Origin of the sequence: Enterococcus sp. DIV0187, assembly GCF_051713785.1 — a bacterium.
Taxonomy (GTDB): Bacteria; Bacillota; Bacilli; order Lactobacillales; family Enterococcaceae; genus Enterococcus_A; species Enterococcus_A avium.
On the sequence record NZ_JBIOQO010000001.1, the window covers coordinates 2,086,550 to 2,105,624 of the forward strand.

At 41.6% G+C, this 19,075-nt stretch carries 16 protein-coding genes and 1 other annotated feature; of the genes, 2 read left to right on the forward strand and 14 right to left on the reverse strand.

The window, feature by feature from the left end:
* Positions 1–149: 149 nt before the first annotated feature.
* The 8 genes from radC to IGI52_RS10275 form a co-directional block, all read right to left on the reverse strand.
* Positions 150–839 carry a RadC family protein gene (radC, locus tag IGI52_RS10240; RefSeq protein WP_016181219.1) on the reverse strand — a complete coding sequence of 230 codons (690 nt, stop codon included), beginning with the start codon at positions 837–839 and terminating at the stop codon, positions 150–152.
* 48 nt (positions 840–887) lie between these two features.
* A complete protein-coding gene (locus IGI52_RS10245) occupies positions 888–1,547 on the reverse strand; it encodes an HAD family hydrolase (protein WP_048719612.1) in 660 nt (219 codons plus the stop codon).
* Positions 1,534–2,844 (reverse strand): bifunctional folylpolyglutamate synthase/dihydrofolate synthase, encoded by a 1,311-nt coding sequence (locus IGI52_RS10250; protein ID WP_016181217.1) that lies wholly within the window; start codon positions 2,842–2,844, stop codon positions 1,534–1,536. Before IGI52_RS10250 ends, IGI52_RS10245 begins: the two co-directional genes overlap by 14 nt.
* 171 nt (positions 2,845–3,015) lie before the next feature.
* Positions 3,016–5,655 (reverse strand): valine--tRNA ligase, encoded by a 2,640-nt coding sequence (locus IGI52_RS10255; protein WP_016181216.1) that lies wholly within the window; start codon positions 5,653–5,655, stop codon positions 3,016–3,018.
* 200 nt (positions 5,656–5,855) lie between these two features.
* Positions 5,856–6,068: a binding site (T-box leader), on the reverse strand.
* Positions 6,069–6,101: 33 nt separating this feature from the next.
* Entirely contained in the window at positions 6,102–6,737 is a 636-nt protein-coding gene (locus tag IGI52_RS10260) for a redox-sensing transcriptional repressor Rex (RefSeq protein ID WP_016181215.1), read from the reverse strand.
* A gap of 493 nt (positions 6,738–7,230) precedes the next feature.
* Positions 7,231–8,439 carry a tRNA uracil 4-sulfurtransferase ThiI gene (gene thiI, locus IGI52_RS10265; RefSeq protein WP_016181214.1) on the reverse strand — a complete coding sequence of 403 codons (1,209 nt, stop codon included), beginning with the start codon at positions 8,437–8,439 and terminating at the stop codon, positions 7,231–7,233.
* Between the two features lie 94 nt (positions 8,440–8,533).
* Positions 8,534–9,676: a cysteine desulfurase family protein gene (locus IGI52_RS10270; RefSeq protein ID WP_016181213.1), complete on the reverse strand. Its 1,143-nt coding sequence runs from the start codon at positions 9,674–9,676 to the stop codon at positions 8,534–8,536.
* 169 nt (positions 9,677–9,845) lie between these two features.
* A complete protein-coding gene (locus IGI52_RS10275) occupies positions 9,846–11,567 on the reverse strand; it encodes a septation ring formation regulator EzrA (protein ID WP_016181212.1) in 1,722 nt (573 codons plus the stop codon).
* A 317-nt stretch (positions 11,568–11,884) separates the two neighbouring features.
* Between IGI52_RS10275 and IGI52_RS10280 the strand changes: the two genes are divergently transcribed.
* Positions 11,885–13,237, forward strand: coding sequence for an aspartate kinase (locus IGI52_RS10280; RefSeq protein ID WP_016181211.1), 1,353 nt, complete (start codon positions 11,885–11,887; stop codon positions 13,235–13,237).
* 14 nt (positions 13,238–13,251) lie between these two features.
* Here IGI52_RS10280 and IGI52_RS10285 read toward each other — a convergent pair whose 3' ends face one another.
* Genes IGI52_RS10285 through IGI52_RS10295 form a run of 3 tightly spaced genes read right to left on the reverse strand, consistent with a single transcriptional unit; the run spans position 13,252 to position 15,461 of the window.
* Entirely contained in the window at positions 13,252–13,767 is a 516-nt protein-coding gene (locus IGI52_RS10285; protein ID WP_127979599.1) for an HAD family hydrolase, read from the reverse strand.
* Positions 13,768–13,779: 12 nt separating this feature from the next.
* Complete coding sequence (locus tag IGI52_RS10290) at positions 13,780–14,616, reverse strand: Cof-type HAD-IIB family hydrolase (RefSeq protein ID WP_102871716.1); 837 nt, start codon at positions 14,614–14,616, stop codon at positions 13,780–13,782.
* 14 nt (positions 14,617–14,630) lie between these two features.
* The gene (locus tag IGI52_RS10295) at positions 14,631–15,461 is read right to left on the reverse strand and encodes a DUF72 domain-containing protein (RefSeq protein ID WP_271819801.1); all 831 of its coding nucleotides are present in this window, start codon (positions 15,459–15,461) and stop codon (positions 14,631–14,633) included.
* 89 nt (positions 15,462–15,550) lie between these two features.
* On the opposite strand from IGI52_RS10295, the gene IGI52_RS10300 reads away from it, so the two are divergent.
* On the forward strand, positions 15,551–16,525 hold the full coding sequence (locus IGI52_RS10300; RefSeq protein WP_048719392.1) for an asparaginase: 975 nt from the start codon (positions 15,551–15,553) through the stop codon (positions 16,523–16,525).
* A 49-nt stretch (positions 16,526–16,574) separates the two neighbouring features.
* On the opposite strand, the gene IGI52_RS10305 is transcribed toward IGI52_RS10300, so the two are convergent.
* The 3 genes from IGI52_RS10305 to IGI52_RS10315 are packed head-to-tail and all read right to left on the reverse strand — an operon-like array spanning position 16,575 to position 18,944.
* Positions 16,575–17,312, reverse strand: a complete 738-nt coding sequence (locus IGI52_RS10305; protein ID WP_102871718.1) for an acyl-[acyl-carrier-protein] thioesterase — start codon at positions 17,310–17,312, stop codon at positions 16,575–16,577.
* Positions 17,313–18,146 (reverse strand): fructosamine kinase family protein, encoded by an 834-nt coding sequence (locus IGI52_RS10310; RefSeq protein ID WP_102871719.1) that lies wholly within the window; start codon positions 18,144–18,146, stop codon positions 17,313–17,315.
* Between the two features lie 12 nt (positions 18,147–18,158).
* Positions 18,159–18,944: a tyrosine-protein phosphatase gene (locus tag IGI52_RS10315; protein WP_016181204.1), complete on the reverse strand. Its 786-nt coding sequence runs from the start codon at positions 18,942–18,944 to the stop codon at positions 18,159–18,161.
* Positions 18,945–19,075 lie beyond the last annotated feature (131 nt).

The following is a 19,075-nucleotide window of genomic DNA, read 5'->3' on the forward strand; positions in this document are numbered from 1 at the left end:
ATCCTCCTCGTGCCTAAGCACTTAATTAAGTATGTGTAACATTGCCGGCCTACGAAAAGGGAAACATCTGTATACCAACTCGTATCTCAAACAAAATTACAATAATAGTTTAACATTCTACTTATTCTATGCGCAAGGGTTTTCAATTGCTACTTTAAGTACTTTTCTTCACGCAAACTGAAATATTTGGTTTCACCAACAATAATGTGGTCTAATAACTCGATTCCCATCATCGCTCCGCACTCCTGAACACGTTCAGTAAAAGCCAAATCATTATGTGACGGCGTGGGATTTCCCGAGGGGTGATTATGACCTAATACCACCCGTGCTGCACTAATTCGCACCGCCTCGCGAAAAATTTCCCGGGGATGGGCGATACTCTGATTCAGCGAGCCAATGAAGATCGTCTTCTGCGAAATAATTTCATTTTTCGTATTCAAAAAGAAGGCGACTAAATGCTCTTGATGGTAATCCTTTAGTTCTGTGATCAACTGTTGACCTAAAGAAAGACTAGATTGAACCTTCCCCATCTTTGGCTGTAATGCGCGATTGATTCGATAACCAAATTCCATCATCGCCTTTAATTCAATTGCTCGCGTCTTGCCAATTCCCTTAAATTGCTGCAGCTCCTGCAGCGTTGCATGCTTTAGATCATAGAGTGCTGGGTATTCACGCAAAATACTACCCGCTAATTCCATCACATTTTGCTGACGCGATCCATTGCGCAAGATAATCGCTAGTAGTTCCTGATCCGATAAATGCTTCTCACCTTCTCTAAGCAAACGCTCCCGCGGCCATGAACTTTCAGGCAGCTCTTGTAATAACAAACTTTTTTCCATAAAAAACTCCTTTGCTACTTTTCTTTAAAGTACGCAAAGGAGTTAATTTTATGCTTCTAAAAAGTCGATTACCTCATGCAAGGTGGAGAAAACCGCTTCTGTTTTTTCTTTTAATTCAGTGGTTGGCGGAAGAATATCCGGTACCATCACTACTGGCACCTCCGCTCCTTCTGCGGCTAAGATCCCATTTTTCGAATCCTCTAACACTAAGCAATCTTCAGGCGCAAGTCCTAAGCGATTCGACGCGATTACAAAAATTTCTGGATCAGGTTTGGCAAATTTCACGTCCTCAGCTGAAATAATGTCCGAAAATTTGTCACGAATTCCTGCATGCTCCAGTAAAATTTCAATAATCGGTCGCACATTACTAGACGCCACTACCCGCGGAATTTCTTTTTCCTCTAAATAAGCGAGCAATTCATGGACACCTGGTTTCAAATCGACCTCACCGGTTTTGAAACGATCATGAGCCATTCCCCAGCTTTCATCGATAAATTTTTGCACCGTCTCCTCGCCATGATCAGCATACATTTTATGCAGCTCTGCCCACACCTCTTCATCTGAGATACCGATAAAACGTGCATAAATCTCTTTCGTAAAAGGCAGACCGTATTTCTCAGCTACCACCAAATTGGCTTCGCAGTAAATCGACTCCGTATCAAACAATAAGCCGTCCATGTCGAAAATGATTCCCTTAACTTTTTTCATTCGTACCTCCTAAATTTAATAATAATTGACGTACTTCAGAAACGAAGTACAATGAGCCCGTAATCAATAGTAAATCATCTGCACCCATATCCTCTAATAATTCTCCTAAGCCGAATTGCCATAATGAAACCACCTCAAAGCGGCTATCCAGATGGTCAAAGCGACTAAGATCCAACGCTTTAGGATATTCAAATGTGGTCAGATAAATGTGAGCATTAGGAATTTCTGAAAGCAATGCAAGCATCTGGTCAACATCCTTTGTCTCCAACGCTGAAAAGAGAATATTGATATTATAATCGCGAAATTCGCGTTTTACATTTTCGACTAAGCGTTTGATTGCATGTCCGTTGTGCGCCCCATCCATGACGATCAAGGGTTCGTCACTGACCTTTTCCATTCGAGCCGGCCATTGTGCCTTCATCAACCCTTTTTGAATGGTCTTCTCTTCAAATGGCAGACCCTTTTGTTCACAATAGAGATGATACAGCTCAATCGCTACTCCGGCATTTTCTACTTGATGACGCCCCAATAATGGTACCTTCAGTGATGTAAGCTTGCCAGCTTGATCGGTAAAATTGAACAGCTCGCCCCAAGTGGCATCAGGTCGCAAATAATCCACTTGGTATTCTTCGCCGTAGCGATACATTTTTGCTGTCTCATTCGCTGCCTTTTCCACAATTTCGATCAACGGACCTTTCGTAATTTTTCCTGTTACTACGGGTACATTTTTTTTGATGATTCCGGCTTTTTGTCCGGCGATCTCGTTTAAGGTATCTCCCAAAACATCCATATGATCGTATCCGATCGTTGTAATAGCCGTCAAAATCGGTTTCACGACATTGGTTGAATCCAGCAAGCCGCCTAAGCCAACTTCAACGATGGCAACGTCCACTTGTTCTGTCGCGAAATAATCCAGCATGATTGCTGTCAAAATCTCAAATTCCGTAATCCCGCTAATTGCTGGGTCTCGATCAAGCTCAGCGACGATTGGCTGATATTTTTCGACATAGACAATCAGCTGATTGTCTGGAATTGGCTGGGCGTCAATGGCGATTCGTTCGTTAAATTCTTCAATGTAAGGGGAAGTAAAGCTGCCGACAGTAACCCCCGCCTCAATTAAGATACTGCGTAAGTAGGCAACCGTTGAACCTTTACCATTCGTTCCGGCAATATGAATCACAGGCACCTTTTTTTCTGGATTATCTACTTTATCTAATAACGCTTGGATGCGTTCTAAACCTGGGCGTGAGCCAAATTTTTTACGACTATGAATCCAAGCAATCGCTTCTTCTATCATCAATAGTATTCGCCTCGTTTATCTCTTTTTTTGCATGCCTCTAGTATAGCAAAGTTTCCTGAAGAAAGATGGATAAGTGCTGAGGAAATCCACCAATTTATAAATTTAGTTATGAGATTATCAGATAAAAAATGAGCGCGACCCAAATTACAGGTCACACTCATCAATCAATTAAGAAATCGTCCGCAGACTTTCAATCCGTTCTTGAACCGCTGCTTGTTTTTCTAAATAATCTTTTTCTTTTGCTCGTTCTTCAGCAACCACGTTTTCAGGTGCATTCGCCACGAAGCGTTCATTGGCTAATTTACCTTGGACACGTTTGACTTCACCGTTCCATTTTGCCAATTCTTTTTCAAGTCGTTTGATCTCTTCTTCGATATTGATCAAACCGGCTAATGGCAAGTAAATTTCTGCGCCAGTCAATACGGCTGACATCGCCAAGTCAGGTGCTGTAATGTCGCTTGCAATCACCAATTCTTCTGGATTACAGAAGCGTTCGATATAGCTGGTGTTCTCAATTAAGAATTCATCGATTTTTTGATCATTCGTTTTGATCAGTAAAGTAATTGGTTTTGAAAGTGGTGTATTCACTTCCGCCCGAATGTTTCGAACTGAACGAATCAATTCCTTCAAAAATTCCATACCTTTTGCGGCTGTTTTGTCATTGTATTCTGGATGAACCACTGGATAGTCCGCAACAACTAATGACTCGCCAGTATGTGGAATCTTCGCCCAAATTTCTTCTGTTACAAAAGGCATAATTGGATGTAATAGACGTAAGGTTTGATCTAAAACGTAAACCAAAATGCTCTTCGTCGTTTGTTTTGCTTCTTCATCTTCTCCGTAAAGAATTTCTTTACTCATCTCGATATACCAGTCACAGAAGTCATCCCACATGAAGTTATACAATTGACGTCCAGCTTCACCAAATTCAAATTGATCAAACAGGCTGGTTACTTTTTCAATCGTTTCATTCAAACGAGTTAAAATCCAACGATCCGCCACAGTTTTCTCACCAGAGAAATCAATATCTTCAGCGGTAAAGCCTTCAACGTTCATAATTACGAAACGAGAAGCATTCCAGATTTTATTGATAAAGTTCCAAGCTGCATCCATTTTTTCATAACTGAAGCGAACATCTTGACCTGGCGCTGAACCTGTTGATAAGAACCAACGCAATGCGTCAGCACCATATTTTTCAATCACGTCCATTGGATCGATCCCGTTGCCTAAAGATTTACTCATCTTACGGCCTTGTTCATCACGAATCAAACCGTGGATCAACACATTTTTAAATGGACGTTCATCCGTGAATTCCAAGCTTTGGAAAATCATCCGGCTTACCCAGAAGAAAATAATATCGTAACCGGTCACCAAGGTACTGGTTGGGAAGTAGCGTTTGTAATCTTCACTTGCTTCGTCCGGCCAGCCCATCGTAGAAAACGGCCATAAGGCTGAACTGAACCAAGTATCTAATACATCCGGATCTTGTTCCCAATTTTCGCTATCCGCAGGAGCTTCCATGCCAACATACATTTCGCCGGTTTCTTTATGATACCAAGCAGGAATACGATGACCCCACCATAATTGACGAGAGATTACCCAATCGTGGACATTTTCCATCCAAGTCATAAAGGTATTGTTAAAACGAGGCGGGAAAAAGTCCACCGCATTATCGGTACTTTGATTTTTTACCGCTTGGTCAGCTAAAGGCCCCATCTTAACGAACCATTGAGTTGATAAACGTGGTTCAACAACAACACCCGTACGTTCTGAGTGCCCAACGCTGTGAACCATTTTTTCGACTTTGATCAAACGACCGATTTCTTTCAAATCAGCAACGATTGCTTTACGTGCTTCGAAACGATCCATGCCCGCATACTTGCCGGCCAGCTCATTCATGCTGCCATCCGGATTCATCACGTTTACTCGCGGCAAATCATGACGATTACCCACTTCAAAGTCATTCGGGTCATGAGCAGGAGTAATTTTCACTGCCCCTGTTCCAAACTCACGATCAACATAACTGTCCGCAATGATTGGAATTTCTTTATCGACTAATGGTAAAATTACTGTCTTACCAACCAAGTCTTGGTAGCGTTCATCTTCTGGATGGACAGCAATCGCTGTATCTCCTAACATCGTTTCAGGACGAGTCGTCGCAATTTCCAACACACCGCTGCCATCACTTAACGGATAAGAAACATGATAGAAGGCACCCTCTAAGTCTTTATGGATAACTTCAATGTCAGACAAAGCCGTTTTCGCTTGCGGGTCCCAATTGATGATGTATTCGCCACGATAGATTAAATCCTTCTCGTATAACGAAACAAAAACCTTACGCACTGCATCGGATAAGCCATCATCAAGAGTAAAACGTTCACGGCTATAATCCAGGGATAAGCCTAACTTCGCCCATTGCTCACGAATATGTCCTGCGTACTCTTCTTTCCATTCCCAAACCTGATCAACAAATTTTTCACGACCAAGATCATAACGGGAAATACCTTGTTCTCGTAATTTTTCTTCAACTTTTGCTTGCGTCGCGATACCCGCATGGTCCATCCCAGGCAGCCACAGCGTATCAAAGCCTTGCATCCGTTTCTGACGAATGATCATATCTTGCAACGTCGTATCCCACGCATGACCTAGATGCAACTTCCCAGTTACATTTGGGGGCGGAATAACAATCGAATAAGGTTTTGCTTGCTGATCTTCTGATGGCTTGAATAAATCTTGGTCTAACCATTTCTGGTAACGACCCGCTTCTACTTCTTGCGGATTGAATTTTGTTGGTAAATTTTCAGTCATTTAAATTCCTCCTATTTTAAAAGATTGATTGCTGGTACAGCTTCTTTAGTCAAAGCAACAGGTACTCTTTTTTGTGCGTATACGAATCCGCTAAACAGTTCCGTTTCATGTTTCGTCAGAACCTTTTTAACTAGGATGTGCCTTCATAATAAATTGCGAAAAGCAGAACTAACGAAAAAAAATCCTAGAACACAACTGTGTTCTAGGACGTAAATTACGCGGTACCACCTAAATTGCAGAAAAAGACTCTGCCGCTCGAACATGTGTAACGGACATGTACCGTGCGTTCTTACTTCTTTCAGATCGCAAAACTCCCAAGCTACCTTCTATGAGTCAAAGTAAAGATGTTTCAGCCGTGCATCTTCTCTCTAGAACTTTAATCCTCATATACTCCTCTTGATCATCGTCTGACTCATTCTACAATGAACTCGGAAACTTGTAAAGTCCTACTGACCATCAAAATAGATCAACGTCTGTAACTCCGAGGTTAAATCAATATAATGGACATGGACATTATCCGGCACTTTTAAAGGATCTGGCGCAAAATTTAAAATGGCTGTGACTCCATTTGCAACCACTTGGTCAATTGCTGCTTGAGCATTTTGACTGGGAACCGTAGAGATAGCAACAGTAATTTTTTCTTCCGCCAACACCTCATCCATCTCATCAATCGAATGAATAAGGTAGCCACACAGCTCTTTGCCAACCTTTTCAGGATCGTTATCGAATGCACAAACAATATTCAAATTTTCATTGCGACGAAAATTATTATTTAGCAGCGCTTGGCCTAAGTTCCCGCAGCCAATCAATGCGATCCGTTTTTCTTCCTTCGTTTCCAGCATGTCGCTAAAAACCTTAATCAAGTCGTTGACATCGTAGCCGTAACCACTGCGGCCAAGCTCTCCAAAATGGGAAAAGTCACGTCGAATCGTCGCAGATCCTACCTGAGTCATTTTGCTGAGCTCGGAAGATTTGATGCGAGTAACACCATTTTTCTCCAATCCTTTCAAACAACGTAAATACAAAGACAGTCTTTTAGTTGTCGCTTTCGATAGTTGGGGTTTTTGAATGATTCGCTCCATGTTTTTTCTCCTTGTTCGTTTTAATGTAATAATTTTTTTTCAAAAAATTAGGCTGATTCTCTCGCCGTATATCATTCTGCTAAACAGTTCTTTTGCTTACTTGGACAATAGCTTTCTACTTCTTCTAAGCTATAGATACTGCGAAAAGCTGAACTGACATCCTTGTTCGTTTTAATGTAATAATTTTTTTTCAAAAAATTAGGCTGATTCTCTCGCCGTATATCATTCTGCTAAACAGTTCTTTTGCTTGTTTTGAGCATAGCTTTCTATTTCTTATGAGCTATAATACTGCGAAAAGCTGAACTGACATCCTTGTTCGTTTTAGTGTAATCATTTTTTTAGCAAAAAATTAGGTCGATTCTCTCGCCGTATATTAGTCTATGAGCTCTTGTTTGTTAATTACTTCACATAAACGATTTTAACATGTAGAAAAAACAATAACAATCTTTTACAAAAAAAAGAGCAAGAAAGTACACTTTCTTGCTCAAATTTATTATAAAAAATCTGCGAACTCTTCGTTTTTCTCTGTTCGAGCAGGCATGATCTCTTCAATCTTCAATCCAGCTAAACAGCGGGCCATCAACCCTTCAATATCGAAGCGTTCCTCCAGTTCCAAAACTTTCTCCAGTTTTGGTCGTGTCTTAGGTTGAGGTGGCGCAAAGATTGTACAGCAATCTTCAAACGGCTGAATGGCCAACTCAAAGGTATCAATCTTTTCTGCTAGTTCAATGATTTCAGTTTTATCCATTGTCACGACTGGTCGAATAATTGGTGTAGTCGTCACTTCATTGATGGCTACCATACTATGCAATGTTTGTGAGGCTACTTGGCCCAGTGATTCCCCATTGATAATGACTAATCCATGACGCATCTCGCGAATCGCATCTGTTAATCGCAGCATCATCCGACGTGTTAATGTCATCCAATATCCTTGTGGGCTATGGGCTTTGATTTCTTCTTGAATTTCAGTAAAAGGAACTTCGATAAATTGGATTCCGCCAACATATGGCGTTAATTTTTCTGTCAGATCCTTGGCCTTTTGCAGCGCCTGCTCACTAGTATAAGGCGGGCTGGCAAAATGAACAGCCTCAATCTCCACTCCGCGTTTCATCGCTAAGTAACCAGCAACTGGGGAATCGATCCCGCCAGACAGCATTAACATTCCACGACCACTGGTCCCAACTGGCAATCCACCAGCTCCTTTGATCGTTTCGTAAGAAAGATAAGCCCCATCACGGCGAATTTCTACCCGCAAATTAATATCCGGACGCTTCATCTGGGCTTTGATATCGGGACAAACATCCATTACTGCATCTCCTAGATATTGCTGGATACCATGACTATCCAATTCAAAGTGATGGTCACTACGCTTAGCAGTAATCTTAAAGGTTTCTTTTCCCGTATAAATCTCTTGCATGATTTGCTGCGTCATTTGCTTCAAATCATCAAGTGTTTTTTCTACGCGAATACTTGGCGAGAAGGTTTGAATCCCAAAAACCTTTTCTAATTTAGGTAAAACCAAACGGCTGTCTTCACCATTTAATAAAATATGCATTCGGTCACGATCAGCATGAATTTTCAAATCAGGAAATTCCGCCAACGCCCCACGGACATTTTGTGCGAGTCGCATGATAAAACTGCGACGGTTCTTTCCCTTGGTTGATAACTCTCCGTAGCGCACCATAATTTCAGTATATTGCACGATCATTCTCCTTATTTATAATGTCAGTTCTTGACCTTCTTTGTCTTTTAATGCTTCAACTGGCATCCATAATCACTATTTACATGAAGCGGTCTTAATTGATCTTCGAAAACTTGTCGTAAAGATGGTTGAATATCACCATGAATTGCTCTGCTTCGGCCATGGTATTGGCTTCATCTAAACTAACTCGGATTGCCGTCGTGGCAATGTCATGGGGAACCCCCATGGCATGTAATGTCGAGCTATCGACCTTTTTACGACTTGAACAAGCACTCGTCGTTGACACGAAAATTTGTTTTTCCTCCAAGGCGTGAACCAACACTTCCCCGCGAATCCCTTTAATTCCAAACGTTAAAATATGCGGCGCAAAATCCTCATCGCCAGAGAAAATCGTTACCTTCTCATAGCTAGCTAACGCTTCCTTTAAGTATTGACGAATGACTGCTGTGTGGTTTGGTCGTTCTGCCTTTTTCTCAAGGTGTAGGCGCAAAGCCCGACTCATCGCCACAATAGCAGGAAGATTTTCAGTCGTTGCCCGCTGCCCACTTTCTTGTCCGCCGCCATTTAACAACGGTGCCAGCTTCTTGCCTTCCTTCCAATAGATAAAACCAACTCCACGAGGACCGTGAAATTTATGGGCAGAAAAAGTAGCAAAATCAACCCGTGGTGTCAGCCATTTTTCCTGCTCAACTTTACCAATCGCCTGTACGGCATCCACATGGAAATGAATCGTGGGGTGGTCTTCCAACACTTTGCTAATCGCTTCGATCGGTTGAATTGCTCCCATCTCATTGTTGACTCCCATAACCGAAACTAAAATCGTTTCAGGACGAATCAGCTTAGCCAACTGCTCGACTTTTACAAAACCATTTTGATCAACTGGTGCGATACTAACTTCACATCCAAGTTCTTTTAGTTGTTCGGCTGTTCGACTGACAGCCGGATGCTCAACACTGGAAATAATGAGATGATCGCCGTATTCTCGCTTAGCAATCGCTGTACCTTTCAGTACCCAGTTATCCCCTTCCGTGCCGCCGCTGGTAAAAAAGACTTCATTGGTTTTCACATTCAGCAAGTCTGCTGTTTGTTTTCGCGCTTGCTGCAGCAAACGATTCGCCTGTGTACCTAAGTCATGCAGACTAGAGGGATTCCCCATAATCCGTTGACTCGTTTTTACATATGTATCAAGTGCGGATGGATAAATTGCCGTCGTCGCACTATTATCAAAATAAATCATTCTTCGACCTTCCTTCAAAAATTCTTTCCTATTATAGCGAGAATGTCATAACACTTCAAGTAATCCTTACAAATAAGAAGAGTTTCATAACCTCTTCCTTAACAGTTGCCAATAACGTCGATCTTCATTTCTCCGAAATAAAGTAAAAAAGCTGAGCAAATCGCTCAGCTTAGACTAAATCTCGGTTGTTAAAATAGAAATCCTCAATCCGTTTAAAAGCACCAGGTTCAACTCGTTCTAGCGCAGTGCCAATCTCATCCAAGGCATCTTGGTAACGATATTCTCTGTTAAATAGTTCCAAACTGTTCTCAATCGCACTCTTGATTTCAGGATGAGTATGACGGTAACGATTCGCATATTGCATCATTTGCTCCGTCAACGCTGCAGCATCCACTAAGTCGTAGGTCTTTTGATCCAACAATTCCATGTCCTCATCGCAAAGACTCACAAGCTTATTAATATCCTGCATATTGATTCGAATCTTGTTTAATGATTTGCTTAACTCTTCCACACGATCCGTCGCTACGAAGAAGAATTCTAAGTAATCCCCAGGCAAGCCAGGTAAACGTTGTTGTTCTACATAGCGTTTTAGATTGCGTAAACGGAATTCATACTTCTCGATTTTCTCAGAAGCTTCCTTTTCACCTTTACGCAAATCGTGTAAGTCATCATCGATCTCAACTTGTTTCGTTTCAATATCATCCAAGACTTTGAAGGCATCCTTATAGAACACTTGAACTTCGGAAAAGGCTAATTCATGTTTGTCAATCTGTGGTTCCATATTGCGGTTGCGACGTTCCAGTTCTTCAATCTCTGTTTGGAACCCGCGGGCACGTCCCAACTCATTGTTGTTCAATGCGTAGCTCTGAGAGGTGTGGTCCAACTCGACCATCAATTGGTGGTTATTCCGAGCAGCGTGAGTAATATATTCACCGATTGTTTTACGGTTAGTTAAAACATATTTTTTCGCTTCAAATTCTTTTTCTAATACGACATACAGATCATCGATCAATTCAGCCGTTTCTTTATTGGCTGTTTCCACAGTACCTAACTCGATTTTCTCTAGATCCTCTAATGAACGTTCAACATGCTTCTTCACTTTATCCAGACGTTCTTCGAAATCATCCTCTGGTAAAACAAAATTGTCAGCCATCATTTTCTTATAAGTTTTTTCTAGTTCATCGATCTGGCCTGGGAAAGTTTTTTCTAAATCTTCATAAATAGCAGGAACCTTTTGCATCGTTTCTTGTACTTCGTACGTATGCTTCTCTGCATCATCCAATACTTCTCGGGCTTCGATCGGATCGCCTGAAGTATTCAAAGTAACGAATTGCGTAAATTCGATTTCCACATTTTTTACCTGTTTTTGAATCTCAGGTAAAGCAGGTCCAAAGCTGTCTTTCTTTTCCTTCAGATCCTTTTTCAATTCTTCAAAAACATCTAACGCTTGCTGAACGGCTAATGAATTACGTTCCTCCGTCTCGCGTAATTCCTTCAATCCTGTACGGATTCCTTCGACTTCTTCTTCCATCTCAGTCATCGTGCGCTCTGCGCTTTCGATCGCCGATTTTCCCTTCATAAAACGGAAGGTCTCATTTTGGCTTTCAACTTCAAAGATTTGACTTTCAAGCTCAGCAAAAGATTTCGTCGAAACATCTGTCCACTTTTGATTCCATTCACGGAAAGTATTTTGACTTTGGCCGACAAGATGCATTTTTTTCACTTCATCGACCTCTTCCACGACAGGAAGATCGAATAACGCTTCTTTCCTTTTATCAAGTTCTTTTAAGCGTTCTTGATTTTTTTTCTTCATCAGATAACCAATCAAGTATAAAACGGCAGCCAAAATGACTAAGCCGATAACGATCCCTATGATTACATTACTTCCCATGTATGATTTTCCTTTCAACTATCCAGATTCAGTTTATTTAATGGTTCATTATTATCAGTTTTTTGGCGAAAACATCTAACGTAGATTATAACACAAAAGACTTTTCTCTTCACTAGCTAGTTTTGAAATCCCTTTAGAAATGTTTATCGCACAGTCACTCCTCATACTAGCATTTTTTGCTGACTGCTTCAATTGCAATAAATTTAAGAAAAGTGTAATTTTATCAAATTTTCTATTCGAGAAAGCGTCGAATCCCCTTGAAATTGTGCAACTTTTCAGATAATATTAAAGCCACATTAAAATAAGAGGTGATTAAAGTGAAAGTGATCAAATTTGGCGGGAGCTCCGTAGCTTCAGCTGAACAACTAAAAAAAGTCTTATCGATCGTGACAGGCGACTCCGGCCGTCGTTTCGTGGTGGTTTCTGCTCCAGGAAAGCGAACCAATAAAGACAAAAAAGTCACCGACTTATTGATTCAATTTTATAATGCTGTTGTTTACAAACACGATACTGACGAATTGATCCGTGAAATCGTCGCGCGTTATACCGAGATCGCGGCAGAATTTCAGGTCGATGACGATATTGAGAATACTTTTAGTGCTGAATTAAGGCAGCTGCAGGAAAACTTTGACGAAGCCGATCCTTATGCCTTAGACAGCTTTTTAGCCAGTGGAGAGAATTTAAATGCCCAATTAGTCGCAGCATGTTTCCAAAAAAATGGTGTCCGTGCTCGCTACATCAATCCAAAAGAGTTAGGAATCACAGTCTCCAATGAACCGCAAAACGCCCGGATTCTAGAGGAATCCTATGAAAAAATCTATCAATGGCGCGAGTCTGAAGATATCCTAATTATCCCAGGATTCTTTGGCTACACAACTGATGGCCACCTTTGTACCTTTTCTCGAGGCGGATCGGATATTACCGGTTCGATCGTTGCAGCAGGTTTAAAGGTCGACCTGTACGAGAACTTCACGGATGTGGATGGTATTTTCGCGGCCAGTCCCAAATATATCCATGATCCTGAACTGATTGAATATGCTACTTATCGTGAGATTCGTGAGTTGACGTATGCCGGCTTTACCGTTTTTCACGACGAAGCCCTGATGCCGGCCTTTAAAGCACAGATTCCTGTGATTATTAAAAACACTAATAACCCCGAATGCCAAGGAACGTTAATCAAGAAATCCTTTGAGAATGTTAGCCGGAATGAAGTGGTGGGAGTTGCCAGTGATGGCGGCTTCTGCGGAATAACGGTTGGCAAATATTTGTTAAACCGAGAAGTCGGTATCGTTCGACGTATTTTGCAAATTCTTGAAGATCTGAACATTTGCTTTGAGCATATGCCTTCAGGAATTGATGATATCTCGATCATCCTGAGAGAACGCCAGTTGACTCGTGATATTGAAGCAGAATTAATGAAGCAGATCGAAGAGAAAATCCAACCGGATCAGCTATCGATCGAGCATGGACTGTCCGTAGTCGCCCTTGTTGGTGAAGGCATGCGTGAGCGGCCAGGAACAACTTCTGACAGCACCGCTGCTCTAGCCCGTAAAAATGTCAATTTGCGGATGATCTCTCAAGGCGCCGATGAACGCAGTATTATCTTCGCCATTCGCAGTGAGCAAGAACGCTTAGCTGTACGTTCACTTTATTACACATTTTTTGATTAAAAAAGGAAAAGCCGTTACTTTTCGGCTTTTCCTTTTTGTCTGTTTATTTCTTCTTTGATCAATGGTTCAGGTGCGTATTTTTGCTGCCAATCCTCCGGCTTCATCACTTTGTTAGTCACTGGATGATACCGCGGCTTCCCATCAGGAAAGAGTTTCCCCATATTCGCCCGATGGACGATCTCAAAAATCGGTTGAGGATTAACGCCAATCAAGGCAAATGAGCCATACGTAAAATAAAGCAAATCGGTCAGGGCATCCACTTCGGCCGTTAAAGCATCTTCGACCTTTTCCCCCTTGGTTAAAACCTTTTCCTTTGCCTGTTCAACACTTTCGTGAAGCTTCTCAACTAAATCCGAAAACTCCGCTTCATCACCTTCTGCAACACCATACAAGAATTCGACGATCTCTTCAGCTTTAAATCCGGCACGAAAGCTCCCACGTTCTTTAGAAAATGCTTTTGGTAAATTAGGTGGCGCTGGCGCAAAGGTTTCATGAAATTCTTTAGCCATTTGATATGGTTCTTTTGACATACTTATCCCTCTTTAAATGATATTGAAATACTTCATTGCTTGATAAATGCCATCATTCTCATTCGTTGCGGTAACATAATCCGCTTGCTCTTTGACCTCATCCAGTCCATTCCCCATCGCTACTCCGATACCGACTTTTTTGATCATTTCAATATCGTTATAGTGATCACCAAAAACCATTACCTCTTCAGGCGTAATCCCAGCGGCTTTCGTAAACTCCAAGATGCCATGATACTTCGAGCCATTCTTGGGAACGATGTCAACCGAGTAAGGATTGGACCGCTGAAACGAGCAATCCGGCAATAATTCTTGCAATCGTTGTGCTTCATTTTCTGCACTGAAAAGCACACATTGATAAATCGGTTCCTGTAAAATCGAGAGCTTTTTGTATCGCCCCTTTTGACGATTTGGACTGAAGGATTGCAACAATCTTCTCGTCGGTCTAACAGGAAACCATTTGGGCATCCAGCTGGCGATCTTTTTTAATAAAGAATTTTGGGACCATTTCATTAAATGGCTGCCATCCATTCTTCGACGTCCGCCAAAAATGATTTGCCGATGTTCGTCATCGGCAAAGTTCACGATCCGCTGCAATGTCTCAGCAGAAAATGGACGCTGGTAAATATCCTTTTCTCGCGTGTACACCAGTTGCCCATTGTACATCACAAAGACGTCCAAAGGCAGCTGTTCAATTCGTTCCTCGATCCTCACAGGCCCTCGTCCGGTCGCGACTCCGCAGAAAATCCCCTGTTTTTGCGCCAGACGAATCGCTTCTCTGGTACTATCCAATACTTTTGAATCACTTGTGATCAACGTCCCGTCAATATCAAAAAAAATGGCTTTTATCATGGTTCTCCCTCATTTTAAAATAGATCGATTTGGCTCGGATTTAATCCTTCGTAATCCAAACCTAAACGCTTTTTCAGTTGCATAGCATTATCGGCCGCATCCCCACCGGAGTTATTATTGAAGATAACACCAACTTCTTTTGTTTCCTTGGCTACTTGCTGAATTTTTTCTCCTAATATTTTTAACTCTGCTTCATTGTAACGATAAAGCGTACGTTTCTTCCGCCAATCCCCCGTGCGATCATTCCAATAGGCCCGATTTCTGCCATGGAAACGGAACAAGCTGAAATTCGGGTTGGTTACCGTCGTATCCAACGGTACAGTGTCAGGCAGCTGCGGTTCATCAACCATCACCAAACTAAAGTTCAAGGTTCTCATTAACTGATGGGTCTTTTCAATGAACTCTTTGCCATACCAGCTGTAGTCTCGCAGCTCGATCGCCACAGGCAAATCGTTGAACAATTCTCGCAACGTTTCTAAATAAGCAACGTTTTCTTTGGTACATTTAAATTGTGCCGGAAATTGCGCTAAAAAGCAAAATAACTTTCCACTTTCGATCATCGGCTGCAAGGTTTCTAAAAAATGCTCCTGCATCGCAGTCATAGAAGGATAGCTATCTTGCCATTTCGCCTGTCCTGTGAATCCGCCATATAGCTTCACCACAAAACGAAAATCCTCCGGAACCTGTGTGAGCCAGTTTTCAACGGAACTTTTTCTGGTAATCCCATAATAATTCGTATCTAATTCTACCAATGGTAAGTAACCAGCGTACTCATACAAAGAAGAGGTCTTCTTACCCGTCAGACTGCTGTGTTCATTAAAAGAAGTTAATCCAATTCGAATCATAGTATCCTAGCCTCCCCTTGCTTCATAGTATACAATAAACATAGCAAAAAAATGATTGCAATGCGCGAATAACGAATGGAGTAATGAAGATGAAACGGATTTTGATTTTACATACAGGTGGAACGATCTCAATGAGTCAGGATGCTGACGGTGCTGTACGCCCTGATAAGAAAAATCCTTTACTGGCGGCGGGGCAAGAATTACGTTTACCTGCTGATATCGAATTAATCGTAGAAGACTTTTCTAATCTGCCTTCTCCACATATAACAGTTGAAACAATGTTCCAGCTCAAGGAACGGATTAAAGCGGCCAAACAAGAAGGCCTTGATAGCGTCGTTATCACACATGGAACGGATACATTAGAAGAGACTGCTTATTTTCTAGAAATAACCATCGGTGATTTAATGCCGATTATTCTCACCGGCGCGATGCGTTCAATCAATGAATTAGGCAGTGATGGCCTCTATAATTTTGAATGTGCGATTCGTGTAGCGGCTTCAGAAAGTGCCATCAATAAAGGCGTGCTAGTGGTCATGAATGATGAAGTCCACAGTGCCCGCTATGTGACAAAGACCCATACAACAAATGTCGCCACATTTAGGACGCCGACGCTAGGACCGATCGGATTAGTAACAAAATCAAAGATTCTTTTCAAACAAGAACTTCCCAAGGCAACTCGTTATGATATCGACAGTTTTGATGCGATGATTCCGATTGTAAAAGTTTTTGCCGGGATGGAGGGCGAGTTCTTTAAGATACTTGACCAAGCCATTTCTGTGGATGGTCTCGTAGTAGAAGCATTGGGTGCGGGAAATTTACCGCCGCAAACCTTACCGCCTTTTTATCATTTATTGGAAAAAGGCCTGCCGATCGTTCTAGTCTCTCGCTGCTTCAACGGGATTGCTGAACCTGTCTATGATTATCATGGCGGCGGCGTAGAATTAGCTCAGCATGGGGTGATCTTCTGTAACGGGATTAACAGTCAAAAGGCCCGGTTAAAATTATTGATCGCGTTGAACGCCAAGCTCTCAAAAGAAGAATTGAAGCGATTTATGGAAGAATAATTTGCTAAGCAACACGACAAAAAGAAGCTGGATCGAAAATACTCTCGATTCAGCTTCTTTTTTGCCATAAAATATTTGCTTCGCAGGCCAGTTGATCGCCAAGACGAATTTCATGTCGGGTTTTGACTTCTTCTGCCTCAACAATTTCATAAAAGCTTTCGATATCGTTCCCGTATAATACCTCTTTATCAAATTTTACATTCACATAGATCGGTTCATGCTGTGTCATAAAATCATAACCTAAGACATCGATCAACCAATTGAAATACATGGCATTGTTGACATGATGATTGCTGTCAAGATCGTAGTAACGTACGTGATATAACTGATGCTGTTCACCCTCAACTTTTTCGATCTTAGGCCAGCGACGAATCTTTTTAACCTGCGGTGACTCGTAAGGTGCCATTAATTTAGCATCCACACTGCTCATTTTCCGATTTTCAACATCCATCAAAACAAAGGACATATCGATCTTCAGCAATTCTGTTTCCTCTGAATCATAAACCCAAAAGCTGCGGTAACAGAAATAACGATTAAATTCGGTTGGCTCAGTCACGACCGTGATCTGCTCGCCGACTTTTGGCAATCGATCAATTGTTACCTCCGTTTGAGTAATCACCCAAGTAATCCCTAGCGTATTAATGTATTCAGTGCCCCGTTCCAATTGATCGCTTTGATCAGACGATGCCTTGATAGCAACGCTTAATAAAGCCGGAAATGTCATATTTTGATTGATATCGCACTCATAGTAGGCGACCTCATGATTCAAGGTGTATCTTTTTCCCAATTACTTTCCTCCTAAAGCTAAGACACGATCTACCGCATCCCCATAACTCTCGCCAAAGGTATTCAGATGAACAAGCAGATAATAGAGCTGATAGATCGTCAGTCGTTCTTCCCAACCGGCACGCATCGGTAGAATTTCTTGATAGCTGTCGATGAACTCTCGACGAAATCCGCCAAAAAGCTGCGACATGGCCAGATCCACTTCCCGATGGCCATATGACACTACCGGATCAATAAATACAGGCTGTCCTTGCGTATCAAAAAACGTGTTGCCGCTCCAAAAATCACCGTGCAATAAAGTTGGTTCAAAAGACATTGTACCCCATTTTTGATACACCCACTCTTTAAATAACTGATAATTTTGTTCTCGCTTCGTTGTCCAATGATTTCTTCCCTTGGCAATTTCAATTTGGATCTCCAAACGATAGGTAAAATAGAAGTCCCACCAGTCTCTGGTAAATGTATTGATTTGCGGAAGGACGCCGATAAAATTATTTTTTTTATAACCAAAATAATCGGCTTTTACTCGATGGATTTTACTCAATGCATGGGCTAAATCTTTTTGATCCCCTTCACCAGGTTCGATCCATTCCATCAGAATAAAAGCCCCTTCCATAAAAGTTCCATGTTGAAAAACTTTTGGAACGCGTACAAAGTTGCTCAATTCTTCCAGCCCGCCAACCTCAGCTTGAAAAAAGTCCGCTGACATCTGAGGATGGTATTTTAGAAAATAATCCCGTTCTCCATCTGTTACACGATAGGCCTGATTGGTATCTCCGCCGCCGATCGGTACAGCTTTCGATTGTAATTGTAAATAGTTTAGCAGTTCATCCATCTCGTCAGCTCCTTACAACAAATAAATTTTCTTCAGGTCTTTGATTTCTTGTTTCGTTACACCGATTCCATCACGAATAAAGTTATTCATTGTTCCATATTGCTCTTTGATTAATTTGAAGCTTGTTTGCAGATATTCCTTTTTAGCCTTCATCATATCCTCAATGCCGTTCAACGAATCCGCGGGCACACCTGCTTTCTCCGCTTTTTGGTACATTTCTTCGACAGCCTTCTTTAAATAACGATTCGTTGCTAGATAATCCTTTGTGATGGTTGTTTGATTGACATCTAGACTGCTTAATAACAGGATTGCCGCAAAACCCGTACGGTCTTTTCCTGCCGTACAATGAAAGAGCAGACTCTCCTTCTCACTTGAATTCTCCAAGACTAAATCAAAAAATTTACGATACTGTCCTCGCACATGGTCATCTGTCACAAAGTGTTTGTATACCTCGACCATTTGTTGATGCGCATCCTCTCCGTTTTGCATCCGACGCATCATTTTCCTAGGCGAGGCCGAAGCTGTCTTAGTTTCCTCTATTGGAAAAATTGGCAAGAAAATATTTTTCGCTTCAGGTATTTCCTGATCCGGCTGAGAATCTCGCTCTTCAATTGAACGAAAATCGACGACTTTTTTAATCCCGTATTTACTTAAATAGTGTTTATCCTGCGCATCAATATGATTGATACCTGCAGAACGAATCAATTTTTGATGAGCGATCCTCCGTCCATCTTTTGTCTTATAACCACCCAATTCCCGCATATTTTCAGCATGCCGAACGGCTAAATGTTTAGGCATTCAACCAACCTCCTTTTTCATTTTCCGAATGCATCTCCCATTCAACTAAATTATCCATTTCGCAAGCGACTTCTCTTAATAAAATCCCCTCATTAAGCCTTTTCCAAAAGTTGAATCAACATCCTTTTTGC